Origin of the sequence: Citrobacter sp. KTE30, assembly GCF_000398825.1 — a bacterium.
Classification (GTDB): Bacteria; Pseudomonadota; Gammaproteobacteria; order Enterobacterales; family Enterobacteriaceae; genus Citrobacter; species Citrobacter freundii.
The window spans coordinates 3583298-3609381 of record NZ_KB976055.1; the positions used below are offsets into that span (position 1 = coordinate 3583298).

At 52.5% G+C, this 26084-nt stretch carries 25 protein-coding genes; 12 read left to right on the forward strand and 13 right to left on the reverse strand.

Annotated elements, in window-relative coordinates:
• Window positions 1-130: 130 nt before the first annotated feature.
• The 3 genes from ascF (at window position 131) to WC1_RS06160 (ending at window position 3444) form a co-directional block, all read left to right on the forward strand.
• Window positions 131-1585, forward strand: a complete 1455-nt coding sequence (gene ascF / locus WC1_RS06170) for a PTS cellobiose/arbutin/salicin transporter subunit IIBC (protein WP_016150883.1) — start codon at window positions 131-133, stop codon at window positions 1583-1585.
• Window positions 1586-1607: 22 nt separating this feature from the next.
• Entirely contained in the window at window positions 1608-3032 is a 1425-nt protein-coding gene (locus tag WC1_RS06165; protein ID WP_016150884.1) for a 6-phospho-beta-glucosidase, read from the forward strand.
• A 172-nt stretch (window positions 3033-3204) separates the two neighbouring features.
• Window positions 3205-3444: a SymE family type I addiction module toxin gene (locus WC1_RS06160; protein WP_003037379.1), complete on the forward strand. Its 240-nt coding sequence runs from the start codon at window positions 3205-3207 to the stop codon at window positions 3442-3444.
• A 56-nt stretch (window positions 3445-3500) separates the two neighbouring features.
• On the opposite strand, the gene hycI is transcribed toward WC1_RS06160, so the two are convergent.
• From hycI to hycA, 9 genes are all read right to left on the reverse strand, one after another.
• On the reverse strand, window positions 3501-3971 hold the full coding sequence (gene hycI / locus WC1_RS06155; RefSeq protein ID WP_003037382.1) for a hydrogenase maturation peptidase HycI: 471 nt from the start codon (window positions 3969-3971) through the stop codon (window positions 3501-3503).
• On the reverse strand, window positions 3964-4374 hold the full coding sequence (locus tag WC1_RS06150; protein WP_016150885.1) for a formate hydrogenlyase maturation HycH family protein: 411 nt from the start codon (window positions 4372-4374) through the stop codon (window positions 3964-3966). Before WC1_RS06150 ends, hycI begins: the two co-directional genes overlap by 8 nt.
• Entirely contained in the window at window positions 4371-5138 is a 768-nt protein-coding gene (gene hycG, locus WC1_RS06145) for a formate hydrogenlyase subunit HycG (protein WP_003037388.1), read from the reverse strand. Before hycG ends, WC1_RS06150 begins: the two co-directional genes overlap by 4 nt.
• Window positions 5138-5680, reverse strand: a complete 543-nt coding sequence (hycF, locus tag WC1_RS06140; RefSeq protein ID WP_003037391.1) for a formate hydrogenlyase subunit HycF — start codon at window positions 5678-5680, stop codon at window positions 5138-5140. Before hycF ends, hycG begins: the two co-directional genes overlap by 1 nt.
• A 9-nt stretch (window positions 5681-5689) precedes the next feature.
• The gene (hycE, locus tag WC1_RS06135) at window positions 5690-7399 is read right to left on the reverse strand and encodes a formate hydrogenlyase subunit HycE (RefSeq protein ID WP_003037393.1); all 1710 of its coding nucleotides are present in this window, start codon (window positions 7397-7399) and stop codon (window positions 5690-5692) included.
• 17 nt (window positions 7400-7416) lie between these two features.
• Window positions 7417-8340 carry a respiratory chain complex I subunit 1 family protein gene (locus WC1_RS06130; protein WP_003825914.1) on the reverse strand — a complete coding sequence of 308 codons (924 nt, stop codon included), beginning with the start codon at window positions 8338-8340 and terminating at the stop codon, window positions 7417-7419.
• A 2-nt stretch (window positions 8341-8342) separates the two neighbouring features.
• A complete protein-coding gene (gene hycC / locus WC1_RS06125; RefSeq protein WP_016150886.1) occupies window positions 8343-10169 on the reverse strand; it encodes a formate hydrogenlyase subunit 3 in 1827 nt (608 codons plus the stop codon).
• Entirely contained in the window at window positions 10166-10777 is a 612-nt protein-coding gene (gene hycB / locus WC1_RS06120; RefSeq protein WP_003037401.1) for a formate hydrogenlyase subunit HycB, read from the reverse strand. The genes hycC and hycB overlap by 4 nt, the downstream gene beginning before the upstream one ends.
• Before the next feature lie 143 nt (window positions 10778-10920).
• Window positions 10921-11379, reverse strand: coding sequence for a formate hydrogenlyase regulator HycA (gene hycA / locus WC1_RS06115; protein WP_003840271.1), 459 nt, complete (start codon window positions 11377-11379; stop codon window positions 10921-10923).
• A gap of 198 nt (window positions 11380-11577) precedes the next feature.
• Between hycA and hypA the strand changes: the two genes are divergently transcribed.
• The 6 genes from hypA to flhA all read left to right on the forward strand — a co-directional run bounded on the left by hypA (window position 11578) and on the right by flhA (window position 17524).
• Window positions 11578-11949 carry a hydrogenase maturation nickel metallochaperone HypA gene (gene hypA, locus WC1_RS06110; protein ID WP_016150887.1) on the forward strand — a complete coding sequence of 124 codons (372 nt, stop codon included), beginning with the start codon at window positions 11578-11580 and terminating at the stop codon, window positions 11947-11949.
• Window positions 11950-12052: 103 nt separating this feature from the next.
• Window positions 12053-12925 carry a hydrogenase nickel incorporation protein HypB gene (hypB, locus tag WC1_RS06105; RefSeq protein WP_016150888.1) on the forward strand — a complete coding sequence of 291 codons (873 nt, stop codon included), beginning with the start codon at window positions 12053-12055 and terminating at the stop codon, window positions 12923-12925.
• On the forward strand, window positions 12916-13188 hold the full coding sequence (gene hypC, locus WC1_RS06100; RefSeq protein WP_003037411.1) for a hydrogenase 3 maturation protein HypC: 273 nt from the start codon (window positions 12916-12918) through the stop codon (window positions 13186-13188). Before hypB ends, hypC begins: the two co-directional genes overlap by 10 nt.
• On the forward strand, window positions 13189-14310 hold the full coding sequence (gene hypD, locus WC1_RS06095) for a hydrogenase formation protein HypD (RefSeq protein WP_003037413.1): 1122 nt from the start codon (window positions 13189-13191) through the stop codon (window positions 14308-14310).
• On the forward strand, window positions 14307-15317 hold the full coding sequence (gene hypE / locus WC1_RS06090; protein WP_003037416.1) for a hydrogenase expression/formation protein HypE: 1011 nt from the start codon (window positions 14307-14309) through the stop codon (window positions 15315-15317). Before hypD ends, hypE begins: the two co-directional genes overlap by 4 nt.
• Window positions 15318-15445: 128 nt before the next feature.
• The gene (gene flhA / locus WC1_RS06085) at window positions 15446-17524 is read left to right on the forward strand and encodes a formate hydrogenlyase transcriptional activator FlhA (protein WP_003840276.1); all 2079 of its coding nucleotides are present in this window, start codon (window positions 15446-15448) and stop codon (window positions 17522-17524) included.
• Between the two features lie 39 nt (window positions 17525-17563).
• Here the strand turns inward: flhA and WC1_RS06080 are convergent, their stop codons facing one another.
• From WC1_RS06080 to dcuC, 3 genes are all read right to left on the reverse strand, one after another.
• Complete coding sequence (locus WC1_RS06080; protein WP_016150889.1) at window positions 17564-17908, reverse strand: nitrous oxide-stimulated promoter family protein; 345 nt, start codon at window positions 17906-17908, stop codon at window positions 17564-17566.
• An 84-nt stretch (window positions 17909-17992) separates the two neighbouring features.
• Window positions 17993-19687 (reverse strand): NAD-dependent malic enzyme, encoded by a 1695-nt coding sequence (locus tag WC1_RS06075; RefSeq protein WP_016150890.1) that lies wholly within the window; start codon window positions 19685-19687, stop codon window positions 17993-17995.
• Window positions 19688-19739: 52 nt separating this feature from the next.
• On the reverse strand, window positions 19740-21107 hold the full coding sequence (gene dcuC, locus WC1_RS06070) for a C4-dicarboxylate transporter DcuC (protein WP_003846583.1): 1368 nt from the start codon (window positions 21105-21107) through the stop codon (window positions 19740-19742).
• 353 nt (window positions 21108-21460) lie between these two features.
• On the opposite strand from dcuC, the gene WC1_RS06065 reads away from it, so the two are divergent.
• On the forward strand, window positions 21461-22354 hold the full coding sequence (locus tag WC1_RS06065; protein ID WP_003840284.1) for a MurR/RpiR family transcriptional regulator: 894 nt from the start codon (window positions 21461-21463) through the stop codon (window positions 22352-22354).
• Between the two features lie 46 nt (window positions 22355-22400).
• Here the strand turns inward: WC1_RS06065 and WC1_RS06060 are convergent, their stop codons facing one another.
• Window positions 22401-23771, reverse strand: coding sequence for a class-II fumarase/aspartase family protein (locus tag WC1_RS06060; protein WP_003840287.1), 1371 nt, complete (start codon window positions 23769-23771; stop codon window positions 22401-22403).
• A gap of 405 nt (window positions 23772-24176) precedes the next feature.
• On the opposite strand from WC1_RS06060, the gene WC1_RS06055 reads away from it, so the two are divergent.
• Both WC1_RS06055 and WC1_RS06050 read left to right on the forward strand, forming a co-directional pair.
• On the forward strand, window positions 24177-25217 hold the full coding sequence (locus WC1_RS06055) for a porin (RefSeq protein ID WP_016150891.1): 1041 nt from the start codon (window positions 24177-24179) through the stop codon (window positions 25215-25217).
• A 10-nt stretch (window positions 25218-25227) separates the two neighbouring features.
• Window positions 25228-26001, forward strand: a complete 774-nt coding sequence (locus tag WC1_RS06050; protein WP_016150892.1) for an SGNH/GDSL hydrolase family protein — start codon at window positions 25228-25230, stop codon at window positions 25999-26001.
• Window positions 26002-26084: the final 83 nt, after the last annotated feature.

Consider the following 26084-nt stretch of genomic DNA (forward strand, 5'->3'; position numbering starts at 1 on the left):
CTCATTACTTATATTTTAAACATGATTTTGTGGAACCGGTTTCTTATCTGCGTTTCATAACCCAGAAAAGCGACCCAACGTAAACGGATAAAACATAACGTATCCTACTGATAAAACAGGATTAAATCCGATGTCCAAGAATTATGCAGCGCTGGCGCGCTCCGTTGTGACGGCTCTGGGAGGCGTCGACAACATCACAGCAGTGACCCACTGTATGACCCGTTTGCGTTTCGTTATCAAAGATGACTCGCAGGTCGACAGCGCGACGCTGAAGACGCTTTCTGGCGTACTTGGCGTGGTGCGTAGCGATAACCAGTGCCAGGTGATCATCGGCAACACCGTTTCGCAGGCGTATCGCGAAGTGGTCAGCCTGTTGCCTGCCAATATGCAGCCTGCTGAGCCGCAAACCAAACCCCGACTGACGCTGAAGCGGATTGGCGCGGGGATCCTCGACGCGCTGATCGGCACCATGTCGCCGTTGATCCCGGCAATTATCGGCGGATCAATGCTCAAGCTGCTGGCAATGATCTTCGAAATGACCGGCGTGCTGGAGAAAGGATCGTCCACGCTCACCATTCTGACCGTTATCGGTGACGGCGCATTTTTCTTCCTGCCGCTGATGGTCGCCGCGTCGGCCGCTATCAAATTCAAAACCAACATGTCGCTGGCAATCGCCATCGCGGGCGTACTGGTGCATCCCAGCTTCATCGATCTGATGGCGAAGGCTGCGCAGGGTGAGCACGTTGAGTTTGCCCTGATCCCGGTGACGGCAGTGAAATACACCTACACGGTGATCCCGGCGCTGGTGATGACCTGGTGCCTGTCATACATCGAACGTTGGGTCGATCGCATCACTCCGGCGGTAACCAAAAACTTCCTAAAACCAATGCTAATCGTGCTGATCGCCGCGCCGCTCGCCATCGTCATCATTGGCCCGATCGGTATCTGGATCGGTAGCGCAATTTCAGCGCTGGTCTATACCATTCACGGCTATCTCGGCTGGCTGTCGGTGGCCATTATGGGCGCACTGTGGCCGCTGCTGGTAATGACCGGTATGCACCGTGTCTTTACGCCAACCATTATTCAGACCATTGCCGAAACCGGAAAAGAAGGCATGGTGATGCCGTCAGAAATCGGCGCCAACTTGTCGTTAGGTGGTTCATCGCTGGCAGTAGCATGGAAAACCAAAAACCCGGAACTGCGTCAGACGGCGTTAGCGGCAGCCGCCTCCGCCATCATGGCGGGGATTTCCGAACCTGCGCTGTATGGCGTAGCGATCCGCCTGAAACGACCACTGATTGCGAGTCTTATCAGCGGTTTTATCTGCGGTGCCGTTGCCGGAATGGCCGGACTTGCAAGCCACTCCATGGCAGCTCCTGGCCTGTTCACCAGCGTCCAGTTTTTCGATCCGGCCAATCCGATGACTATCGTTTGGGTATTTGGCGTGATGGCGCTGGCGGTAGTGCTTTCCTTTGTATTAACGCTGATTCTCGGCTTTGAAGATATCCCTGTCGAAGATGCAGCCGCGCAGGCCAGAAAAAACCAGGCCGCACAACCGGGCAATATCAATGGAGCCAGCATTTGACTGGTATGAACTGAGGTTAATTATGTCTGTTTTTCCACAAGGATTTTTATGGGGCGGCGCACTGGCCGCCAACCAGTCTGAAGGGGCATACCGGGAAGGCGGCAAAGGACTGACTACCGTCGATATGATCCCCCACGGCACACATCGGATGCCCGTCAAGCTGGGTCAGGAAAAGCGCTTTGCGCTGCGGGATAACGAATTTTATCCCAGCCATCAGGCGATCGACTTTTATCATCGCTATAAAGAAGATATCGCGCTGATGGCGGAAATGGGTTTTACGGTATTTCGTACTTCCATTGCCTGGAGCCGTCTCTACCCTAACGGCGATGAGCTGATGCCGAATGAAGAGGGCATCGCGTTTTACCAGAGCGTGTTTGCCGAGTGTAAAAAATACGGTATTGAGCCATTAGTCACGCTGTGTCACTTCGATGTGCCAATGCATCTGGTCACCGAGTACGGCTCCTGGCGTAACCGCAAAATGGTTGAGTTCTTTACCCGCTACGCCCGTACCTGCTTCGAGGCCTTTGACGGTCTGGTGAAGTACTGGCTGACGTTCAACGAAATCAACATTATGCTGCACAGCCCCTTTTCAGGCGCCGGGCTGGTATTTGAAGAAGGTGAAAATCAGGATCAGGTGAAATATCAGTCCGCTCACCACGAACTGATAGCCAGCGCCCTGGCGACTAAAATAGCCCATGAAATTAATCCGCAAAACCAGGTCGGTTGTATGCTGGCTGGCGGTAATTTTTATCCTTATTCGTGTAAGCCGGAAGATGTGTGGACCGCGCTGGAAAAAGACCGCGAAAACCTGTTCTTTATTGATGTGCAGGCGCGCGGGGCCTACCCGGCTTATTCTGCCCGCGTGTTTCGCGAAAAAGGCGTGGTCATAGAAAAAGCCCCAGAAGATGACGACATCCTGAAAAACACCGTTGATTTCGTCTCGTTCAGCTATTACGCATCGCGCTGCGCCTCGGCGGAAATGAACACCGGCAATACCAGCGCCGCCAACGTGGTGAAGTCGCTGCGTAATCCGTATATTGCGGCCAGCGAATGGGGCTGGGGCATCGATCCGCTTGGTCTGCGCATCACCATGAATATGATGTATGACCGCTACCAGAAACCGCTATTTCTGGTGGAGAACGGGCTGGGAGCGAAGGATGAAATCGATGCCAATGGTGAGATCAATGACGACTATCGCATTAGCTATTTACGCGAACATATTCGCGCCATGGCAGACGCGATTGAAGATGGCGTGCCCCTGATGGGTTACACCACCTGGGGCTGTATCGATCTGGTTTCTGCCTCAACCGGTGAGATGAGCAAACGCTACGGTTTTGTGTATGTGGACCGCGATGACGCGGGCAACGGCACGCTGGCGCGCACCCGCAAGAAATCATTCTGGTGGTACAAAAAAGTAATCGCCAGCAACGGCGCCGATCTGGCATAACAGATCTGCCGGAGGGGGTTACAGTCTTCCGGCAGAATTACATATTTTCATTTCATTTATTACATTCCAGATGTGGAATCGTCCTTCCAGTTTCAGGTTTGCCCTCATCCTTTTTTACTGGCATTTTATTCAGTAGTTTTTAATCCTGGCCGTTCACCACAAGGAAGCGTGCATGTTTGATAAAAAGGGTAAATCAGCAGAGGTAATCACCAAACCGGTACGTCGCTTGAAAGTCAGCTATGTCAGAAAACGCCATGAAGATCCAAAAACGGGTTACACGCGACGAATCAGTCGGCACGCCTCGCTCACGCTGAACGGCGACTGGCTGGAACAAGCTGGATTTCCGACCGGTACGGCAGTGAATGTATCAGTGATGCAGGGGAAATTAATTATTGAGCAGGCAATTGAATGACGAGGATACACTGGGAAAACAGGCCGGATGTCGTTCACATCCGGCACTGATACGGTTTACTCTTCTGGCGCTTCCAGCTCGGAGAATCCACCGTGTCCTTCCCAACCGGCTAATCGCTGATAGACGGTATCAACAGCATCTTTGATCGGCTGTGTCATCGGGTAGTAAAAACCGACGATGTCCGGTTGAATGCCGAGGAAAATCACCTCGCCAACGTCGTCTTTCAACTGATCGACCAGGTAATTCAGCGGCATGTTATGGGTGGTCATCATGAACATCTCGGCAATGTCATCGGGATCGATAATGCGGATTTCACCTGGGTTCAGCCCCATATCGGTAGCATCAACAATCAACAAACGTTGCGGACGCAGTTCACGGATGGCGACAATATCGTTCTCTGGCGCACTGCCGCCGTCGATGACAACCCAGTTGCCTTGAGGATTTGCAGCACACATTTCAGCCAGCAGCGGGCCCGCGCCGTCATCGCCCATCATGCTGTTACCCACACATAATAAAACGTCAGTCACGGTGTCTCCTCACCATCAGATAGATGGCGCTTTCCTGGTGTATGTCGTGCAGCATGCTAAGCATCAGCTTGCTCCACTCCTGCTGCTGCGGGGTCTGTACGGCACGCGCATCATCGAACGCGCGTGCCAGCATTTGCACATGGTTGGAATCGATAACGATCTCGCCGTATTTCGGCACACCTTCCATTTTCCGGCGGGCTTCGCTTCCCTCAGCAAGGGTAGCAATCCATGCCAGATATTCGTCCCATGGACAAGTTAACGCCGCTTCCAGGCAATCGATGATCCCAAGGTGGTGACCAATCGCCAGGCTGTAATAGACAACCTGCTGCGCCTCAGCGGGCGTCGCATCGTTCTCATCAATAAACTTACGGCTCAGTTGACTGAACACCACCGTTTCACTCATCGGATACGCGCCTCTTCGACAACATGGTTAAGATGCGTGACGATCTCGGTCAGACGCGGATCGTTTTCCGCCTCCAGCCAGCGCGCCACCTGATGCTCGCCCTGCCCTAACTGCGTCATATAGTCATCAGCAATCTGGCGGCCATAGCGGTATCCCGCCAGACGGCGAGCCTCGCGATCCACCTTCACTCGCAGCGGCTGAACCATATCCGGATGCAGAATTTCGGCGGGCTGTTCGTCCAGTTCACCCGGCGCACGCGCGTGAATTTTTTGTTCCAGCAGACCCAACGCCATGGCAAAACCATACAGCGTGGCTGCAGGCGTTGGCGGGCAGCCAGGGATATACACATCCACCGGTACGATTTTGTCCGTGCCGCCCCAGACGCAGTATAAGTCGTGGAAAATACCGCCGCTGTTACCGCAAGCACCGTAAGAGATACAAATTTTCGGGTCTGGCGCAGACTGCCAGGCGCGTAGCGCCGGAGAGCGCATGGCACGGGTTACCGCGCCGGTAAACAGCAGGATATCCGCATGGCGCGGGGACGGTACCACTTTGATGCCAAAACGTTCGGCGTCAAACAGCGGAGAAAGCGTGGCGAAGATTTCGATTTCGCAACCGTTGCAGCCGCCGCAGTCCACACGGTAAACGTACGCTGAACGCTTGATGCTTTTTAGCAGCGACGCTTTCATGCTGGCAATGGATTCATCCACCGTCATCGGTACCGGAATACCGTTGGCGTCACGTGGGCCTAATAAATTGCTCATCAGCTGGCCTCTTTCATATGGCGAGTCAGTTCAATACGGTCAGACGGCACCAGGCATTTCTGGCGCTTACAGTCCGGGCAGGTCTCAAAGCTTTCACGGTGGTTTTCCGCGCGGCTATCACCGTTGTGCTTAAGTAGCGCAATGGCGTAATCAATCTCTTTTTGTACCGCAAACGGACGGTTACATACGCGGCAATTACACAGCGCAAAGCGGGACTGCTGCAGGAAATCCTCTTTCTTCCACACCGCCAGCTCATACTCCTGCGACAGCTTGATCGCCGCCGTCGGGCAAACTTCTTCGCAACGGGCGCAGAAGATGCAGCGACCGAGGTTGAACTGCCACGCCAGCTCATTGGTGGCCAGATCGGTTTCGACCGTCAACGCGTTCGACGGGCACGCATTCACACAGGCCGCACAGCCAATGCACTGCTGCGGATTATGTTCCGGTTTGCCACGGAAGTTTTTATCGACCGCGATCGGCTCCAGCGGATACGACGATGTCGGTGCCCCGGTTTTGATGACTTTTTTGATAAAGGTAAACATGGCGATTCCTTATTTCAGCGGCGAGTTTTTACGCTCGATGCTGTAGCGCTCAAGTTCTTTGTACGGCACGACTTTGCTCTTCTTCTTACGTACATCGACCACGGTCATACGGTCAGTACAGGAGTAGCAAGGATCGAGGCTACCGATAATCAGCGGCGCATCGGAAACGGTATTACCACGCAGCATGTAGCGCAGCGTCGGCCAGTTGGCGTAGGTCGCCGCACGGCAGCGCCAGCGATACAGTTTCTGGTTGTCGCCGGTCATGCTCCAGTGAATGTCATCTCCGCGCGGCGCTTCAGCAAAGCCCAGTGCGAAACGGTGAGGAATGTAGGTAAAGCCTTCCACCATCAGCGGGCCGCCCGGCAGGTTATCCAGACCAAAGTCGATCATATTCAGTGCGGTGTAGACTTCATTAATACGAACTTTCAGACGAGAAATAACATCGCAGCCTTGCTCGCTATGAACTTCCATCGGCAGCAGACCATAGCCGACAAACGGGTGATCGGCGCGGGTGTCACGCGCGTGGCCGCTGGCGCGAACCATCGGGCCGACGTTACTGAAGTCACGGGCAATTTCCGGATCCAGACGACCAATACCAACGGTACGCTGTTCCATATTCGGCGTACTGAGCAGCATATCGACCAGTTCCTGCACGTCACGACGCATCTGCTGCGCCAGTTGACGGGTCTGGATCATATCTTCTTTCAGCAGATCACGACGGATACCGCCGATCAGGTTCAGACCGTAAGTTTTACGAGCCCCGGTGAGGATCTCCGCCATCTTCATCGACGTTTCACGCACGCGGAAGAACTGCATAAAGCCGGAGTCAAAACCGGTGAAGTGACAGGCCAGGCCGAGGTTCAGCAGGTGCGAGTGCAGACGCTCAACTTCCAGTAGAATGGCACGGATCATCTGCGCACGTTCCGGCACCACGATGCCCATCGCATTCTCAACGGAGGTGGTATAGGCGGTGCTATGCGCAAAGCCGCAGATACCACACACGCGATCTGACAGGAACGTCACTTCGTTGTAACCCATACGGGTTTCCGCCAGTTTCTCCATGCCGCGGTGGACATAGAACAGACGGTAGTCGGCATCAATAATGTTCTCGCCGTCCACGAACAGGCGGAAGTGACCGGGTTCATCGGAGGTGACGTGCAACGGGCCAATCGGCACCACGTTATTTTTCTTGTCGCCCAGTTCGTTGATGAACTCGTAGGTTTCAGCATCGGTAGTCGGCGCCGGGCGCTGACGATAATCCATGCTGTCTTTACGCAGCGGATAGAGTTCGTCCGGCCAGTCATCGGGCAGTACCAGACGACGCTCATCCGGCAAACCTACCGGGATCAAACCGTACATATCGCGCACTTCGCGCTCGCCCCAGACCGCAGCCGGAACGCGCGGCGTGACGGACGGGAACTCCAGCTTATTGGCATCGACTTCAACGCGGACGGTTATCCAGCATTTGGTGCCCTGCTCCATCGACATCACATAATAAACAGCGTAATGGCCGCACAGCTGGCGTTCGTCGTTACCAAACAACACGGACAACCAGCCGCCCTGTTTGTAGTACAGGAACTCCACCACTTCCGGCAGGTAGTTCACCTTGACGGTGATCGTCAGCTGATCTTTGGTCTGCCAGGCTTCATCCAGCACCACGCCCGGAAAGGCCTGATGCAGCGCAGCGAGATATTGTTGACCTAATTTTTCTTCAGACATGCTCAAACTCTCTTAAATCACGCCACCAGCAAGGAGACGAACGCTAAAAACGCAAACCCAAAACCGGCCCAGGTCACGCGTGAAGTGGCGCAAAAACGCAGACGCGCCATGCTGTTTTCGAACAGGGCGATGACCAGCACGCCGAGGACCAGCTTGACGACGGCAATCACCAGCGCCAACAGCAGCCCACCCGCGGTGAAGGTTTCCATCTGTCCCCACGGCAGGAACACACCAACGAACATTTGCAGAACGACCAGTTGCTTGAGGCTAATGCCCCATTTCAGCACGGCAAAACCGCTGCCGCTGTATTCAGTCAATGGACCTTCCTGCAGCTCTTGCTCTGCTTCTGCCAGATCGAATGGCAGTTTGCCCATTTCGATAAAGGTGGCGAAAGCACAGGCGCACAGTGCCAGAATCAGCGGGATGCTGCGCGCAGCAGGCCAGTGGTAAATGGTATCGGCGATATTGCTGATATGGGTTGAACCCGCAACCTGTGCCGCTACCCACAGCCCCAGCAACAGGATAGGTTCAACCAGCACGCCGAGCATCGCTTCACGGCTGGCACCAATGGCGGTAAACGGGCTACCGGTATCCAGTCCCGCGATAGAGAAGAAAAAACGGGCAATGGCGAACAGGTAAATTAAGGTGATCAGATCGCCCAGTTGCGGCAGCGGTGAGCCAACGGTCACTACCGGTAGCGCAGTGGCGATAGTCAGCATCACGCCCACCATCACAAACGGCGTCAGGCGGAAGACCCAACTGGAATCCGCAGGCGCAATGCTCTGACGGCCCAGCAGTTTGATAATGTCGCGGTATTCCTGCAAAACGCCCGGACCGCGGCGATTGTGCAAACGCGCGCGCGCCACGCGGGTAACGCCGGACAGCAGCGGCGCAACGGCAAACAGCACCAGCGCCTGAATTAACGGATATAAAACACTCATTTTCAGGCTCCTCGTGAAACCACAATCACCACCAGCACCGCCAGCTCAATCAGCGCCAGGCGACGGAACAGCACCGGCGCAGCCGCATTCTGCCAGCCCGGAACCAGTGATACCGGATTCAACCACTTACGCAGTTTGAGTACCGGGGCAAAGGCTTCTTTCACCGGCATGGCAAAACCGTGCGCGGTAATGACCATTGACTGCTCGTGATCGTAACCACACACCCATGCCGCACCGCGTGAACGCGACGGCAGACGGTTGCCTTTGAAAATTGCCATGATGATGAACGGCAGCAGCGGACATGCGATCAGCAGCAGCGTGATCATTGGCTGAGAAACGGTGGTGTTCGCAGTTTCCAGCGGCAGCGGAACGGCAGAGGAGATCATCGGCAGCAGCCACGGCGCAGCCACGCCGCCGATCACGCAACAGATAGCCAGCGCAACGACGCTCACGCCCATCAGGATTGGTGCGCAGCAGGCGTTTTCAGCTTCCTTCGTGCGCGGTGCACCAAGGAACGTTACGCCATAGACTTTCGCCATACACATCACCGCCAGCGCGCCGGTAATTGCCAGCCCAACCGCCAGCAACGGCCCTAACAGACGACCGACAAACGCCCCGCTGTTACCCAGCTTGAAGAAGGATTGATAGATAACCCACTCACCGGCAAAACCGTTCAGCGGCGGCAGCGCGGCCATCGCCATCAGGCCAACCAGCATCGCCAGAGAGATAACCGGCATGCGTTTGCCGATACCGCCCAGTTTTTCGATATCACGATGACCGGTACGGAACCAGATGCTGCCTGCGCCCAGGAACAGAACGCTTTTGAACAGGCTGTGGTTTACCAGGTGGTACAGACCGCCGGTCAAACCCAGCGCAATCAGCGCCGGTTGATTCAGGGAAATCCCGGTCACGCCAGCGCCCAGCCCCAACAGAATAATGCCGATGTTTTCCAGCGTGTGGTACGCCAGCAGGCGCTGGATATTGTGTTCCATCAGCGCATACAGACCGCCAACAAATGCGGTGATCATGCCCAACACCAGCAGCGTAACCCCCCACCACAGCGGTGCATTACCGCCCAGCAGCGACAGGGAGAGAATACCCAGTAGACCGACCTTCATGACCACGGTAGAGAACAGTGCCGCAGCCGGTGCGCTGGCATTGGCGTGTGCCTGTGGCACCCAACCATGCAGAGGAATAATCCCGGCCAGCAGGCCAAAACCTGCCACGCCCAGCAGCCAGATATCAGACCCGAGCGGCAGCTCCTGGGTGCGCAGGTCTAGCAGACGCAGCTCCAGAGTGCCGTAACGTTGCCACACAAGGTAGCAGGCAACCGCCAGCAGCAGCGTACCAATACGCCCCAGCGCAAACCACAGTTTGCCTTCTTTACTGCATCCGGTGAGGAACACGGCACACAGCGCCATGATTTCCGCCATCACCACCAGCGTACCGAGGTTGCTGGCAACCACCGCACATACCGCCGCGGCCATCAGCAGATTCACCAGCAGGCCGTTAGCTTTCACCTGCGGATGACGATGCCAGTCAATGTTGTACAGGCTGACAAACAGGCCGCACAGTCCCAGCGTAATCAGCCAGATAGCATTCAGTGGAGTAATTTGCAGACTGTGCCCAATAAACGGCATCACGCCGCTCACCGCCAGCGCATTAGTCAGAACGGTAAAACCCGCGGCTGCCGTACACAAGCTGCCGACCGCACCGCCAACTCCAGCAATCCAGCCGCTCAGCGATTTATGAAATGAAAACAGAAATGCCAGAACCGCAGCCGCTGTAAACCAGGCCACGCCGCTGTTAATCAGTGAAATTGCGCTCATTTTGCATCCCCACTCTGAGCCTGCTGAAACAAGGTGAGATCGCCGAAATCGGTATTGAAAGTCAGCTCACGCTTACGTTTGCTGGCGCGGGCGATATCCATGTTGCTCACCAGGTGCAGGGCTTTGGTCGGACACATGCGCACGCAGGCCGGACCAAGCTCGTCAAAACTGCACAGATCGCATTTCACCGCGATGGCACGAACGCCTGGAACCCAGTCCAACAGCGAACTCACGCGAGCAGGCGCTGGCGGAGCCGGAGGCGCTTTTGGCGTATTGGCGTTTGCCGGGATATGCAGCGGACGGCTACCGGAAAACTCTATCGCGCCAAACGGACAAGCGATCCCGCACAGTTTGCAGCTTACGCACAGGCTTTCATTCAGCTGTACGGCGCCATCAACGCGGTTAATGGCATTAACCGGACACACAGTGGCGCAAGGCGCATCTTCACACTGGTGGCAAAGCTGCGGCGCGGATTCTTTTTCATTTAACATCACTTTCAGGCGCGGCATTGACTGCAGGCCATGCTGGCGATGAGTCTCTGAGCAGGCGGCTTCACAGGTGTGGCAGCCAATACAAAGAGTGGAGTCAGCAATTACAAAACGATTCACCAGGCATTCCTCAGGTGATAGTCATTTTTGACGAAAACATGTCTGCAAAATGTCATTTCGACATTTTTCGACATGCCCATTCCCTAAAACATCGTGACGCAGTATGTAAACCGCATCATGACAAAGTGGACAGCACCTGAGGCTTAAGCCGGGCTATGTCCCTCAACCAGTTGGCTTAAATTCACCGGCATATTGTTCTCAACCGCGGTGTACAGGCTGTCGTAGACGGTGGCGATTTTCTCGAGATAGTGCTCCAGCACCTGTTCGCGATCGCGGTTACTGAAACGCTCATCGACTTGACCGTCGATGGTCAACTGTGCCTGTGCAATCAGTTGCTTATCATCACCATCTTTTGTTTCGACGTAGTACTCGATGGTGTGGCTATTGAAGCCATCCGCCAGCGTGACGTAGATAGTGAAGTGTTCAAAAAGGACGAAGCAGAGATCTTTGTCCGGCGCACAGCTCATTGCATGATGCAAACGCGCTTTCGACAGGGTGATCCCCTGAACCAGCGAGTTACAGTAAATACGCCACTGGTCCTGTAGGCGACGATGCCGTTCAGCGATGTAATCGGCTTTTTCGCTTATTTCCCAAATAGTCATGTCAGGTTACCCGTTTAGCAGAGATGAACAGCCTTAAGCACATTTCATGCCAAAATTAAATTTCTTAATTTTCATATAGATAAAAAATTAAAGGCGGGTGACGACATGTCATTTCGTCATTGTCGTCATTGTCATGAATGAAAGAGTTCAACCTGGCATGCTTATTGCTTTTGATACGGCAACTTCACAGGAGGCGGTATGCACGAAATAACCCTCTGCCAACGGGCACTGGAATTGATTGAACAACAGGCCACGCAACACGGTGCTCAGCGAGTAACTGGGGTCTGGCTCAAAATTGGCGCATTTTCTTGCGTAGAAACCAGCGCTCTCTCCTTTTGTTTTGATCTGGTATGCCGCGGGACCCTTGCAGAAGGTTGTAAACTCCACCTCGAAGAACAAGAAGCCGAATGTTGGTGCGAATCTTGTCAGCAATACGTCACGTTACTGACGCAATGCGTGCGCCGATGTCCGCAATGCAACAGCGATATGCTGAGAATTGTGGCCGATGACGGCTTACAGATTCGACGTATTGAAATAGATCAGACTCCAGCGCCGGATGGCGACGCTTAAGCGTTTTATCCAGCCTACAGAAAGAGCTCGTTTGTAGGCCGGATAAGGCAACGCAGTCATCCGGCAACAGATGTATCGCAAGTAAAAAGATCAGGAGTGAGCGATGTGTACGACATGTGGTTGCGCTGAAGGCAACCTATATATAGAGGGTGATGAGCATAATCCCCACTCGGCGTTTCGCAGCGCGCCATTTGCCCCAGCGGCTCGTCCAGCGCTGAATATTACCGGTGTGAAGACCTCAAATTTCACACCGAGCCAGACCGAAGAAGGCGATTTGCACTACGGTCACGGTGAGGCAGGAACCCACGCACCAGGTATGAGCCAACGCCGTATGCTGGAAGTGGAAATTGACGTACTGGACAAAAACAACCGCCTGGCCGAACGCAACCGTGCCCGCTTTGCGGCCCGTCAGCATCTGGTGCTGAACCTTGTTTCAAGCCCGGGCTCCGGTAAAACCACGCTGCTGACCGAAACGCTGATGAAGCTGAAAGATAGCGTGCCGTGCGCCGTTATTGAAGGTGACCAGCAGACGGTGAACGATGCTGCCCGTATTCGCGCCACAGGCACGCCCGCCATTCAGGTCAACACCGGTAAAGGTTGCCACCTTGACGCACAAATGATCGCTGACGCCGCGCCGCGTTTGCCGCTTGACGATAACGGCATTCTGTTCATTGAAAACGTCGGCAACCTGGTCTGCCCGGCCAGCTTCGACCTCGGCGAGCGCCATAAAGTGGCCGTGCTTTCCGTCACCGAAGGTGAAGACAAACCGCTGAAATATCCACATATGTTTGCCGCCGCATCGCTGATGCTGCTCAACAAAGTGGATCTGCTACCGTACCTCAATTTTGACGTTGAAAAATGCATCGCCAGCGCCCGGGAAGTGAACCCGGGAATTGAGATTATCCTGATTTCCGCCACCAGTGGTGAAGGGATGGATCAATGGCTCTCCTGGCTGGAGACGCAGCGATGTGTATAGGTGTTCCGGGTCAAATCCGCACCATTGATGGCAACCAGGCCAAAGTCGACGTTTGCGGTATTCAGCGCGACGTCGACCTGACGCTGGTCGGTAGCTGTGATGAACATGGCCAACCGCGCCTCGGCCAGTGGGTACTGGTCCACGTCGGTTTTGCCATGAGCATCATTAATGAAGCTGAAGCGCGCGATACGCTCGACGCGCTGCAAAACATGTTTGATGTTGAGCCGGATGTCGGCGCGTTGCTGTACGGCGAGGAAAAATAAATGCGTTTTGTTGACGAATACCGCGCACCAGAGCAGGTGATGCAACTGATAGAGCACCTGTCTGAACGTGCCGCCCACCTCCCCTACACGGCTGAACGCCCACTGCGCATCATGGAAGTTTGTGGTGGTCATACCCACGCTATCTTCAAATTCGGCCTCGACCAGTTACTACCGGAAAACGTGGAGTTTATTCATGGTCCGGGTTGCCCGGTTTGCGTTCTGCCGATGGGTAGAATCGACAGCTGTGTAGAAATCGCCAGCCATCCAGAAGTGATTTTCTGCACCTTTGGTGATGCGATGCGCGTCCCGGGTAAGCAAGGCTCCCTGCTGCAAGCCAAGGCGCGCGGTGCAGATATCCGTATCGTCTATTCACCGATGGATGCGCTGAAGCTGGCACAGGAAAACCCAACGCGTAAGGTGGTGTTCTTTGGTCTGGGTTTTGAAACCACAATGCCAACGACCGCTATCACTCTGCAACAGGCAAAGCAGCGTGACGTGCAGAACTTTTACTTTTTCTGCCAGCACATCACGCTTATCCCTACGCTGCGCAGCCTGCTGGAACAGCCGGACAACGGTATTGACGCCTTTTTAGCACCAGGCCACGTCAGCATGGTGATTGGCACAGATGCCTATAATTTCATTGCTTCAGACTTCCATCGTCCGTTAGTGGTCGCCGGTTTTGAACCGCTCGATCTCCTGCAAGGCGTGGTGATGTTAATTGAGCAGAAAATTGCCGCGCACAGCCAGGTAGAAAACCAGTACCGCCGCGTGGTACCGGATGCCGGTAACGCGTTAGCGCAACAGGCCATCGCCGAGGTGTTCTGCGTCAATGGCGACAGCGAATGGCGCGGTCTGGGCGTTATCGAATCCTCTGGCGTTCACCTGACGCCTGACTATCAGCGCTTTGATGCCGAAGCCCATTTCCAGCCAGCGCCGCAACAGGTGTATGACGATCCGCGCGCGCGTTGTGGGGAAGTGCTGACGGGCAGATGTAAACCACATCAGTGCCCATTATTTGGCAAAACGTGTAACCCGGAGACCGCGTTTGGCGCCCTGATGGTCTCCTCAGAAGGCGCATGTGCCGCCTGGTATCAGTATCGTCAGCAGGAGTGTGAAGCATGAGCAGCGTACAACTCGCCCACGGTAGCGGCGGTCAGGCTATGCAGCAGTTGATCAACAGTCTGTTTATGGAGGCATTCGCGAATCCGTGGCTGGCGGAACAAGAAGATCAGGCACGTCTGGAACTGGCGCAACTGGTCGCTGAAGGCGATCGTCTGGCGTTTTCAACCGACAGCTATGTTATCGATCCGTTGTTCTTCCCGGGCGGTAATATCGGCAAGCTGGCTATCTGTGGTACGGCTAACGACGTGGCGGTCAGCGGCGCGATCCCGCGCTATCTCTCCTGCGGTTTTATCCTCGAAGAAGGTTTACCAATGGAGACGCTGAAAACCGTCGTTAACAGCATGGCGGCAACCGCGCGCGAAGCGGGTATCGCCATCGTCACCGGCGACACCAAGGTTGTACAGCGCGGCGCGGCGGACAAGCTTTTTATCAACACCGCCGGAATGGGCGCGATCCCCGCCAACATTCACTGGGGCGCACAGACCCTGAGCGTGGGCGATGTGCTGCTGGTCAGCGGTACGCTTGGCGATCACGGCGCAACCATCCTTAACCTGCGCGAACAGTTGGGTCTTGATGGCGAACTGGTCAGCGACTGCGCGGTATTGACGCCGCTTATCCAGACGCTGCGTGATATTCCTGGCGTGAAGGCGCTGCGTGACGCCACTCGTGGCGGCGTGAATGCGGTAACGCATGAATTTGCCGCATCATGCGGGTTTGGTATTGAGCTGTCTGAAGCAGCCTTGCCCGTGAAGCCCGCGGTGCGTGGAGTTTGCGAACTGCTGGGACTGGATGCGCTCAATTTTGCTAACGAAGGTAAGCTGGTGATTGCCGTTGAGCGTCAGGCTGCTGAAACGGCGCTTGCCGCACTGCGCGCGCATCCTTTAGGACGCGACGCCGCAATGATTGGCGAAGTGGTAGAACGCAAAGGTGTGCGTCTGGCCGGACTTTACGGCGTGAAACGAACCCTTGATTTACCACACGCCGAACCCTTACCTCGTATATGCTAACAGCCCATTAGCGGCAACGTGTAGGCCGGATAAGCTGAAATCGCTATCCGGCAACAATTTACGACTTATACCTATAATTCATTTACCGTTTTCGCACCGTTCTGCGGTGCTTTTCCTGGAAAAGCAATATGTCGTATACACCGATGAGTGACCTCGGACAGCAAGGCCTGTTCGATATTACTCGTACATTATTACAGCAGCCCGATCTCCCGTCTCTCAGCGAGGCGCTTTCGCAGCTGGTCAAGCGTTCAGCGCTGGCCGACTGTGCGGCTATTGTCTTATGGCAGGCACAAACGCAGCGTGCGCGTTATTTTGCGACGCGTGAAAATGGTAAACCCATCGATTATGAAGACGAAACGGTACTGGCCCATGGTCCGGTACGCCGTATTTTGTCTCGCCCCGATGCGCTGCACTGCAACTATCACGAGTTTACGGAAACCTGGCCACAGTTGGCTTCAGGTGGACTGTATTCTGAATTTGGCCACTACTGCCTGCTGCCGCTGGCGGCGGATGGGCGTATCTTTGGCGGTTGCGAGTTCATCCGTAATGAAGATCGTCCATGGAGTGAAAAAGAATATAACCGTCTACAGACCTTCACCCAAATAGTCGGCGTCGTTGCTGAACAAATTCAAAGCAGGGTCAGCAACAACGTCGATTACGATCTGTTGTGCCGCGAGCGTGATAACTTTCGCATCCTGGTCGCCATCACCAATGCGGTACTCTCCCGCCTGGACATTGACGAACTGGTCAGCGAAGTCGCCAAAGAGATCCATCACTACTTCGACATTGATGCCATCAGCATCGTGTTACGCAGCGATCGTAAAAACAAGCTCAGCATTTATTCCACCCACTATCTGGATGAACATCATCCAGCGCACGAACAAAGTGAAGTGGATGAAGCAGGTACGCTTTCCGAACGCGTGTTCAAAAGCAAAGAGATGCTGCTGATTAATCTGAGCGAACGCGATACGCTCGCTCCTTACGAACGGATGCTGTTCGAAACCTGGGGCAACCAGCTACAAACCCTGTGTCTGTTACCGCTGATGTCCGGCAATACTATGCTCGGCGTACTCAAGCTGGCACAGTGCGAAGAGAAAGTTTTCACTACCGCTAACCTCAAGCTATTGCGCCAAATTGCCGAGCGTGTGGCAATTGCCGTGGATAACGCGCTTGCGTATCAGGAGATTCACCGCCTGAAAGAACGTCTGGTAGATGAAAACCTGGCGCTGACTGAACAACTCAACAATGTAGAGAGTGAGTTCGGCGAAATCATTGGCCGCAGCGAAGCGATGTACAGCGTACTCAAGCAGGTCGAAATGGTGGCGCAAAGCGACAGCACCGTCCTGATTCTGGGTGAGACCGGAACGGGTAAAGAGCTGATCGCACGGGCCATTCACAACCTGAGCGGACGTAACGCCCGTCGGATGGTGAAGATGAACTGCGCGGCAATGCCTGCCGGATTACTGGAAAGCGATCTGTTTGGTCATGAGCGTGGCGCGTTTACCGGTGCCAGCACGCAGCGGATTGGTCGTTTCGAACTGGCCGATAAAAGCTCGCTGTTCCTCGACGAAGTGGGCGACATGCCACTGGAGCTACAGCCTAAGCTGCTGCGCGTTTTGCAGGAGCAGGAGTTTGAACGTCTGGGCAGCAATAAACTGATCCAGACCGACGTGCGCTTGATCGCCGCCACTAACCGCGATCTGAAAAAGATGGTAGCCGATCGCGAGTTTCGTAACGATCTCTACTATCGACTGAACGTCTTCCCGATCCATCTGCCGCCGCTGCGTGAGCGCCCGGAAGATATTCCGCTGCTGGTAAAAGCCTTTACCTTTAAAATTGCTCGCCGGATGGGGCGCAATATCGACAGCATTCCCGCCGAGGCGCTGCGTACGCTGAGCAGCATGGAGTGGCCGGGCAACGTGCGCGAGCTGGAAAACGTGGTAGAACGTGCGGTTCTGCTTACCCGAGGCAACGTACTGCAACTGTCCCTGCCGGATATTGCCCCTTTGATGCCGTCTACGCCTCCGGTGGCAACCGAAGTCGCACAGGACGGCGAAGATGAATACCAGTTGATCATGCGCGTTCTGAAAGAGACCAACGGCGTGGTTGCCGGACCTAAAGGCGCGGCACAACGGCTGGGGCTGAAACGCACCACGTTACTCTCGCGTATGAAACGCCTGGGCATTGATAAGGATGCGCTGGTTTAACGGTTCGCCCGATAGCGCCACGCTTATCGGGCATCTGAATTACTTCTTACGCTGGTATTTCTCTGGCAATTCCGGGACAGGGCGTTTGTCATCAATCAGATGACGTACGGTTAGGATCGGATGACGCCAGAGCATTCTTGGCCCAGCCCAACGCATAATTTGCTTCATCTCTTCGCGTTTGGCAGATTGATAGCAGTGCACCGGACACTGCTTACAGGCCGGTTTTTCCTCCCCAAAGACGCACTTATCGAGGCGCTTTTGCGCATAGACAAATAACGCATCGTAATGCCCCGGCTCGTCTGAAGCCTGCGGACACTGGCTTTCATACAGCGAGATCATTCTCTGGATCGTCATTTTTTCACGTGCAATACGTTTGCCGGACATAATGCCTCCACAATTAAGTTGCATAAATAATACACCTTAACCATAGAGGCAACCAATAGCCGTTAACAATTCCAGGAAGAATGACTAAATTGCCCGGCGTTTATAAGGACGGTAGTGCGGTAGCCAAAAGTTATCGTTGATGCTCTGCAGCAACACCTCGTCGCTTATCTTCTCTGCCACACCGGACTGCTGTGCCGCCTTACCGACCTCAAAAGCAATGCTGCGAGTCACGTCGCAGATTGTCCCAATCTCCGGCAACAGAGCGCCTTCCCCGTTACGAACCAGCGGAGAAGCATCGGCCAGTGCGCAGCTTGCCGCCATCAGCATAGCGTCTGTTATGCGCGTCGCACCACTGGCGATAGCCCCCAGACCGATAGCCGGGAAAACATACACGTTATTACATTGCGCAACCGGAATGGAGCGCCCATTAAATTCAACTGCATCACAGGGGCTGCCGGTCGCGATGATGGCCTGTCCCCTGGTCCAGCGAACAATATCTTCTGGCCGCGCTTCCATTCTCGAGGTGGGATTAGACAGCGGCATAACAATCGGGTGATCGCAGTATTGATACATCGTGCTAATCACCTCCTGCGAGAACAATCCGGCCTGGCCCGACACACCCAGCATCACCGTGGGTTTGACATTATGAATCACCTCCAGTAATGACGGCGCCAGCCCCTCATACTGCCAGTCAGATAAGGCCTCGGGAGGTTGTGCCAGCGGTTGCTGGAAATCCGCTAAAGCATGATTGGTGGTCATCACCAGACCGTCGCGATCCACCATAAAAATTGTCCGTCTGGCTTCAGACTGGCTCATCCCTTCACTGATGCGACAGGCAATGATATGCCGGGCTATGCCATATCCGGCTGCGCCCGCTCCCACAATCACGATCGGTTGCTTGCAGAAATCGCGGCCGCTGCCACGACATGCGGCAAGTAAGGTCGCCAGAGCTACCGACGCAGTGCCCTGAATGTCATCATTAAAGCAGCACAGATCATCGCGATAACGCTCCAGCAGAGGCACTGCGGTATGTTGAGCGAAGTCTTCAAACTGCAGCAAAACGTCAGGCCAGCGCCGTTTTACGGCCGCAATAAACATGCCAATAAATGCGAAGTAGTCTTCACCGGTGATACGCGGATGACGCCAGCCGATATAGCGCGGATCGTCCAGCAGTCGCGTATTGTTCGTCCCGACATCCAGTAGAATGGGGAGCGTATTAGCCGGATTTACCCCGCCACATACGGTATAGAGCGACAGTTTTCCGATAGGGATCCCCATACCGCCTACGCCCTGGTCACCCAGTCCCAGAATGCGTTCGCCATCTGTAACGACGATGACCTTGATATTGTGCCGTGGAATATCATGCAAAATATCGTCAATACGATCGCGATCGGGCCATGAAATAAAGACGCCACGCGCACGACGATATATCCAGGAGAATTTTTCGCAAGCGGCCCCGACTACCGGGGTATAAACGATGGGCAGCATCTCCGGCAGATGCTTTTTCAGCAGGTAATAAAATAACGTTTCGTTGGTATCCTGAATATTACGCAGATAAATATGTCGAGCGTTGTGGGATTCAGCCTCAAGATATTGTTGATACGCCCGCTCGGCTTGTTCATCAATATTCTCAATGGCGCAAGGCAGTAGTCCACTCAGATTAAAGTCATGTCTTTCTTGCTGCGTGAAGCTACTTCCCTTGTTCAATAACGGAGACTCAAGCAGTAACTTCCCCGTAAACGGAACGTATAAAACATCGTTTGTCACGTTGCCATCCATAAATTACAACCAGATAAAAAAATAAGAGCCTGCATTAACAGGCTCTCGGGATTCAAATCAGGACATAGTTGGCAACCAGCATCGCCGCGATACCGGCCAGCGCTGGAAGCAGCGTTCTTCTGACGATCATAAACGGTGAACATTCCCCTGCTTTGCTTACCGCAATAATGATGCCAGCCACAGGAGACATTGAGCGCCCCATTCCCGCCATCAACTGCATTGGCAGAATCATATTGACAGCGCTCTCACCAAATTTTGCCGCAATGGAGGGAGCCAGGCCGGAGAAAGAGAAAAAGGCGGCTACGCCAGAGCCTGTCAGGACGGCGGTGACGCCCACCAGCGCGGTCATCACCAGCGTCATACTGGTAAAACCCAGGCCTGCGTTTTGCACTGACTGCAACAGGTAGTCCACCGCGCCAATTTTCTGCAGCCCCTGGGCATAGATATCCGCACACACCAACAAGGAAACAATACTGGTAAACATGCTGCCCATGCCTTTGAAAAAGACCTGTAACCCTTTACAGCAGTTTTTGAAATCTCGGGTAGCCACCAGTTCGAAGAAAAACGCGACGACCGCGCCAAGGATCATTGCCGTGACCACGTCAATTTTGATGGATTTGATCACCAAAGGGCTAAAGACCAGCACCAGTGCTACAGGCAGGACCGGTAACAACGCGTAAATAGCGGGTGCCTTGCGGCCCTCTTCTTCTGCTTGCGCGACGCTTTGCTCGCCTGATATGAAGCCATCCTTTTTGTCGAAATACTTCGCGGTGAAGTAAATCACTACAGCAACGGCCAACATCACCACCACCGCCACCGGCATCTGGTAATGAGCGAAGTAGATAGCGCTTTCCATGCCAGCATGCTTGGCCGCCAGATTCGCAGTACCAACCGCAGGCCCTAGATCCATAAATGCGCACAGACCGATCATCGCGGCTGCAGAAGCTTTACTGACCCCAAGACGAACCAGTACCGGGAAGAATGTCACCAGCAGCAACATCGCCAGCCCCGCCGCACTTGAAATTGCCACGTGCAGAAGCTGTGCGCAGATGTACCCCAACGCGAGGATCAGGTAAGGCGCTTTAATCACCTGTAGCGGACGAATGCACATATTCACCATCGCATTCGACGCTTTGATGTGATCCATATAGCTGGCAAATCCACCCGCCGCCATGATGATAAGACCAATACCCGCAATTTGTGTGGTCAGCGATTCTTTGGCAAAGCTAAAGATGTCCAGCCAGGTTGACCCCGTGGATTTCGCTTTATCATAGAGAATGCTGTTTTCAGGATAAAACAATACGGTAATGGTCAATAATGCCAGTCCAGCGAGTAATAAAACAGTTTGCGGCTGATAGTTTTTTACAATTAACCATGCTGCAATAACTGTTATCACTATTGCTATAATAAACGCTGTCATAATAACAATTCCTATGCCATACAAATTTGGTAGGGTTACCCGTCATATCATCATTGCTTATGTAGGATAGTAAAAAAGCGCCTCCATATATAAGCAGTTATAATATGTACGTAAATTTATCGTATTACACACTCAAATATTGAGATTTAATTGTAATGGGTTGTGTGGTTATAAAATACGGGAAAGATATTTTCCCACCCCTTTTTGTGAGTAAGATCGCAACTTATATGAGTATGGTCATATCTTCCAGGAAGAGCTGGATGCGGGTTTCCAGGATATTCATTCAATGATTGACGTCGAAAGCGTATTACCCTATAACAACGTTGATATTCAACAGCAATCGGGTGTTATCCATGTATAATAAAAACACATTAAGTCTGGATGAGTATAACTTACTTACTCTTAATATGGGTGATCTAACTGAATCTGAGTGCCGACTTAATGAGTACATTAATAAACACTTCAATGAACTGCCTTACCATGGCATTGTTGATCTCTCGCAAAATGCGATGGTAAGCAAAGCAACTATTGGCCGATTTTTAAATAAAATGGGGTTTACGGGTTATGCTGCTTTCCGCAAGGCATTAGACATCACGCTGTCAAAAAATAAAATATCCGCACCGTTTGAGAAAAACATCAAACTGCGTAACAATCCTGGGATTACCACTGAAAGTATCGTTACCGATTTCACCTACAAAGTATCAGAATTATTTAATCAATTTAAAAATAATATCGATATTGAGAGCCTTAATGCATTTATCGATCTGGTGCTGAACAACAAACGTCATATTTATGTCGTCGGCCCTTCATCGTCTCATGCCATGGCAACGCATTTTTGTACACTGCTAAAGTACTTCCGCAGTAACATCTCCCTGTTACCGACGGACATCAGCGAACTCCCCAAATGTCTCGTCAACATTGAGGAAGGAGATGTCCTGATTGTTTTCTCTTACTATCGATTTAACCGGGTCGCCCTCAATATTGCAAGATGGTTCAGAAAAAAGAATGCTGCCGTAGTGTTGGTGACCAACTCAGAGGCGAACCCTTACGGTAAGTTCTGCGATCTGCAGTTTGTTCTCCCAAGCGACGTACATTCCATTTTTCAAAGCCGTATTCTTGGCTTCTTTTTTATCGAACTCATTCTACATCTGGCTTATGAGAAAGGAGATAGCGAGGGGAATTTTGCCCAACTGGAAGAATTATTCGTCTTTTTCGAAACATTTTCGGCATCGTCCCACAATACTTAGTGCCACCAACCGCTAGGAGAGCTATCCTTCCCGGCGACATGACGAATCAGGCAATATCTGCGGTTTTCACGCGATCGAACTCAGCGATAGTCTCAGCGATTAACGCGTCGTTAGCCCCGATATATGACAGCGGCTCGCAGGCGGCAGCAATTTCCGCCCCAGATAATGACGCGCGGATTTCCGGGCTAGCCTGTACGATCTCCATGAAGCTGTACTCGCCGGTTGCATGCTTCAGCAGATTTTTCACCAGGTTATAGGCGGACTCTCTGCCAATTTTGGCGGCAAGCTTCATCGTCAGCGACTCAGACATAATAAAGTGCTTTGAGCAGTCAAAATTAGCGCGCATCTTATCTTCATTAACAATGAGATGCGAAAGCAGATTCTTTGCGCGTGTCAGGCTGGTCGATAACGCATTAGAGGCCTCCGGGAGGATCGTCCAGTTTAATACCCGCATTGAGGCAGCTCGTACATCCTGTTGATCCAGCATTGCTGGCGCGCCGGAAGCATACATCCACCCCATTCTTGCCAACGTTTGCACCATATTACTGGCGCGTGGATTAACTTTGTGTGGCATGGTGCTGGATCCGCCACCGCCCTCTCCTTCGAGTACTTCTGCAATCGGCGTGCGTCCCATGGTTTCGACATCGTTGGCCAGACGACACAGCGTGCCGTGAACAAGAGCAAAAAACTGCACAACCTCAACAACCGCATCCTGGCTGGCATTATTAATCCCGCAGGGCACGTTCAGACCCAACGCTAACATCAGCCGCTGGCGCGTTTCCATTCCCTGCTTACCTACAGAAGCCAGATTCCCCACCGCACCGCCAAAAAGTCCGGTTACGGCACGCGGATACAGCTGCTGTAGTCGTGTCAGGTGGCGGTTTATCTCCGCCAGATAACTGCAAACATGAAGCCCCCACGTCGTTGCAGAGGCATCCACCGAATTGGTACGCGCAACCATTACCGTACGCGCGTGTCGTAACGCCATCGCTTTCATGGCTTCGCCAACATCAAGCAATTGCTCACGCAATAGCCGCAGCGTTTGCTGCAATCTCATCGCCATGCCTGAGTCGAGTAAATCCTGAGTGGTGCATCCCCAATGCAGAAACTGACTGACCAGCGGTGTTCCGCTGGCGGAGATCTGATCGATCAGCGGCTTTATCGCCATGCCGACCGTTTGTGTTTCCTGCGCCAAGGCTGGCCAGTCTATCTGTATTTCCCGACAGGTTTGTTCAATTTCAACGGCTGCTTGTTCAGGAATAATTCCCAACTCACTTTGCACTCGAGCGACCGCCGCCTCAAAACGCAACCAACAACGCAGCAGATTGTCGTCAGACCATATTTCCCGCATCTTATCCTGAGTGAACAATGATGAATAAAGGTCAGAATCAAATACCGTTGTTTGCTTCCCGTACATACAGCGCCTCTCCGGCTAGTGAATGCGTGATAATAGAAAATTTGATTAATCAATTTTGCGGGATTTGTCTGCCAAATTATAGGGGAAAATAGTATTCCCACCTCAATAGTAATCATGAGAATACAACATTCCCATTTTCAGCTTTTCTACCCAGTAGAAATGAGACGTACTTCACAGTAATTTTCATGATCATATATTGTAGAGCCGTAACATTTTAAAAGCCCCATAATTAAATATTAGAACCATTAATACAATAGTAAAAACAGAGATATTTATGCGTAAATAATCACATTTTATCACGAGAAAAAATGATTCCCATATCACTACCATTCCTTTTTCACGAACAATTATCCCGCTGTAAACTTTATTTATGGTCAGGAAATCAATGCTGGTTTGAGGGATGATATGAAGCTAAAAAATTATTCACTAATATTACTAATGGGTATGAGTTCCTCGGCGTTCGCCTTAAATGTGTATAATAAAGATGGAAATACGCTGGACATCTATGGCCGCGTTGAGGGTAAAATCGCGAGTGGTCAGAATTCATTTGCTGGCAGTGAAAGCCGAAGCGATTTGGGTGGACGTATAGGTATTTATCTCACGCGAGATTTGGATATTCTGCCAGAGACCAAAATCGTGGGGCGCCTGGAATGGCAGGTGCGTACCGAAAAAAATGATAACAATACCGGTGAAAGCGATATGGAGGCCCGATATTCCTATGTCGGCCTGTCAAATAAAACATGGGGTGAACTGATCACCGGGAGAACCAAAAACCCGTTGTATCAGGTAATGAAAATGACCGATAAATACAAAAATTTCACCCCTAATATCTACAGCTATGGCATTACAACCATTGATGATTCGTACCAGTTCAACCGACAGGACGGCACCGTTCAGTGGAACGCTAAATTTGCCGGCAATGAGATTCAGCTGGCATGGGTCTCCGGTAACGGCAACAGTGATAACGAAGCTCTGGATTACGGCGCGATGGCCAGCTATCGCAAGTCTTTCAAATTTGGCGACTTTAGGATTACACCTGCGATAGCGGCCAGCCGTTATAAACGACAGGACGGCGTAGTGACCACCGATGGACGTAATCAAAACGATCAAATCATGGGAGGATTACAACTCAGTTATAAAGCCTATGAAGTCGCAGTAACCGCATTACGTACGTCTATCTCTCGCGATAACAAAAGCGATAATAATTACAAAGGGATGGATTCGCTCATTTCCTACAACTTTGGCACCGTCAAGGTTCTTACCGGATATAGCTTTTTAAATGAAGATGGTAAAGATATTGCTGAAAAAGAAGACTGGCGTGCTGAAGCGCAATTAACATTGGCTAAAGACACGTGGTTATCATTTACTTACGATAAAGAGTTCGCAAGTAAGAACAAAAAGACCAATGATGATGCGCTTATCGTTGGGCTCCGTTATGATTTCTAAGAGATAAAAAATGAAAAAAATAACATTACTTGCCGCAGCGACGACTTTCGCATTAAGTAGTATCTGTGTTCACGCGGATACGTTATTAGCGCCTTCCGCACATGCGAAAATGGATGGTGAGAATAAAATTGTCGCGCTTTATGGTAACTCTTTCACTTTCTATAACAATAATATTAATACCCGCCTGCGGGATTTGACGCAGTCCTTACTGCCTGATCACGCCAAAGGCTATAAATATCGGGGGATCACGATTTCCAGCGGTCATTTAGGCTGGCAAATTGAGAATATGCGCTATCAGAACACGCTACAGAAATGGGATGCCGTCGTCCTGCAGGGAAACTCAACAGAAACGATTTCAAAGAAAGAAAGTACCCGGCAAAACTTCGTGGACTCTGCAACCCAAATGGCCGAAATGGCGCATAAAGCCGGTGCAAAAGTCGTCTATTTCATGACCTGGCCGAAAAAAGACAAACCTGAAGATAGCCAAAAACTGGCAGATGCTTATCTCTCGATTGCGCAAAAAACGGGGGGATATGTGGCTCCGGTAGGCCTGGCTTTCGAGAAAGCACGTAAAACGCACCCAGAAATTAACCTGTATTATCAAGATGGTGTACACCCTTCGATTTCTGGAACGTATCTCGCCGCCTGTGTATTTTTCGCTACTCTGTATAACCAGTCTCCGGTCGGCGGTGCGCTTCCTATTGATACAGACATGAGCCCTGGCGACGCCAAAGCCTTGCAGCAAGTGGCCTGGGAAACCGTCACTGAGTTCCAGAAGCCATAATCATCGGGTTAGTCTTCCCCCACACGCCGACAATCGTGTCGGCGTAAACGCATTATCCTCATCCATTCCTTAGCGCCCTACGC

Coding starts and splice junctions, on each gene's coding strand:
- hycC (WP_016150886.1), bottom strand. CDS start 10,169: ATGAGCGCAATTTCACTGATTAACAGCGGCGTGGCCTGGTTTACAGCG.
- ascF (WP_016150883.1), top strand. CDS start 131: ATGTCCAAGAATTATGCAGCGCTGGCGCGCTCCGTTGTGACGGCTCTG.
- WC1_RS06060 (WP_003840287.1), bottom strand. CDS start 23,771: ATGTACGGGAAGCAAACAACGGTATTTGATTCTGACCTTTATTCATCA.
- WC1_RS06150 (WP_016150885.1), bottom strand. CDS start 4,374: ATGAGTGAAACGGTGGTGTTCAGTCAACTGAGCCGTAAGTTTATTGAT.
- hycE (WP_003037393.1), bottom strand. CDS start 7,399: ATGTCTGAAGAAAAATTAGGTCAACAATATCTCGCTGCGCTGCATCAG.
- hycG (WP_003037388.1), bottom strand. CDS start 5,138: ATGAGCAATTTATTAGGCCCACGTGACGCCAACGGTATTCCGGTACCG.
- dcuC (WP_003846583.1), bottom strand. CDS start 21,107: ATGACAGCGTTTATTATAGCAATAGTGATAACAGTTATTGCAGCATGG.
- hycA (WP_003840271.1), bottom strand. CDS start 11,379: ATGACTATTTGGGAAATAAGCGAAAAAGCCGATTACATCGCTGAACGG.
- hypE (WP_003037416.1), top strand. CDS start 14,307: ATGAGCAGCGTACAACTCGCCCACGGTAGCGGCGGTCAGGCTATGCAG.
- WC1_RS06160 (WP_003037379.1), top strand. CDS start 3,205: ATGTTTGATAAAAAGGGTAAATCAGCAGAGGTAATCACCAAACCGGTA.
- WC1_RS06130 (WP_003825914.1), bottom strand. CDS start 8,340: ATGAGTGTTTTATATCCGTTAATTCAGGCGCTGGTGCTGTTTGCCGTT.
- WC1_RS06065 (WP_003840284.1), top strand. CDS start 21,461: ATGTATAATAAAAACACATTAAGTCTGGATGAGTATAACTTACTTACT.
- hypB (WP_016150888.1), top strand. CDS start 12,053: ATGTGTACGACATGTGGTTGCGCTGAAGGCAACCTATATATAGAGGGT.
- WC1_RS06080 (WP_016150889.1), bottom strand. CDS start 17,908: ATGTCCGGCAAACGTATTGCACGTGAAAAAATGACGATCCAGAGAATG.
- hycF (WP_003037391.1), bottom strand. CDS start 5,680: ATGTTTACCTTTATCAAAAAAGTCATCAAAACCGGGGCACCGACATCG.
- hypD (WP_003037413.1), top strand. CDS start 13,189: ATGCGTTTTGTTGACGAATACCGCGCACCAGAGCAGGTGATGCAACTG.
- WC1_RS06050 (WP_016150892.1), top strand. CDS start 25,228: ATGAAAAAAATAACATTACTTGCCGCAGCGACGACTTTCGCATTAAGT.
- WC1_RS06055 (WP_016150891.1), top strand. CDS start 24,177: ATGAAGCTAAAAAATTATTCACTAATATTACTAATGGGTATGAGTTCC.
- WC1_RS06165 (WP_016150884.1), top strand. CDS start 1,608: ATGTCTGTTTTTCCACAAGGATTTTTATGGGGCGGCGCACTGGCCGCC.
- flhA (WP_003840276.1), top strand. CDS start 15,446: ATGTCGTATACACCGATGAGTGACCTCGGACAGCAAGGCCTGTTCGAT.
- hypC (WP_003037411.1), top strand. CDS start 12,916: ATGTGTATAGGTGTTCCGGGTCAAATCCGCACCATTGATGGCAACCAG.
- hypA (WP_016150887.1), top strand. CDS start 11,578: ATGCACGAAATAACCCTCTGCCAACGGGCACTGGAATTGATTGAACAA.
- WC1_RS06075 (WP_016150890.1), bottom strand. CDS start 19,687: ATGGATGGCAACGTGACAAACGATGTTTTATACGTTCCGTTTACGGGG.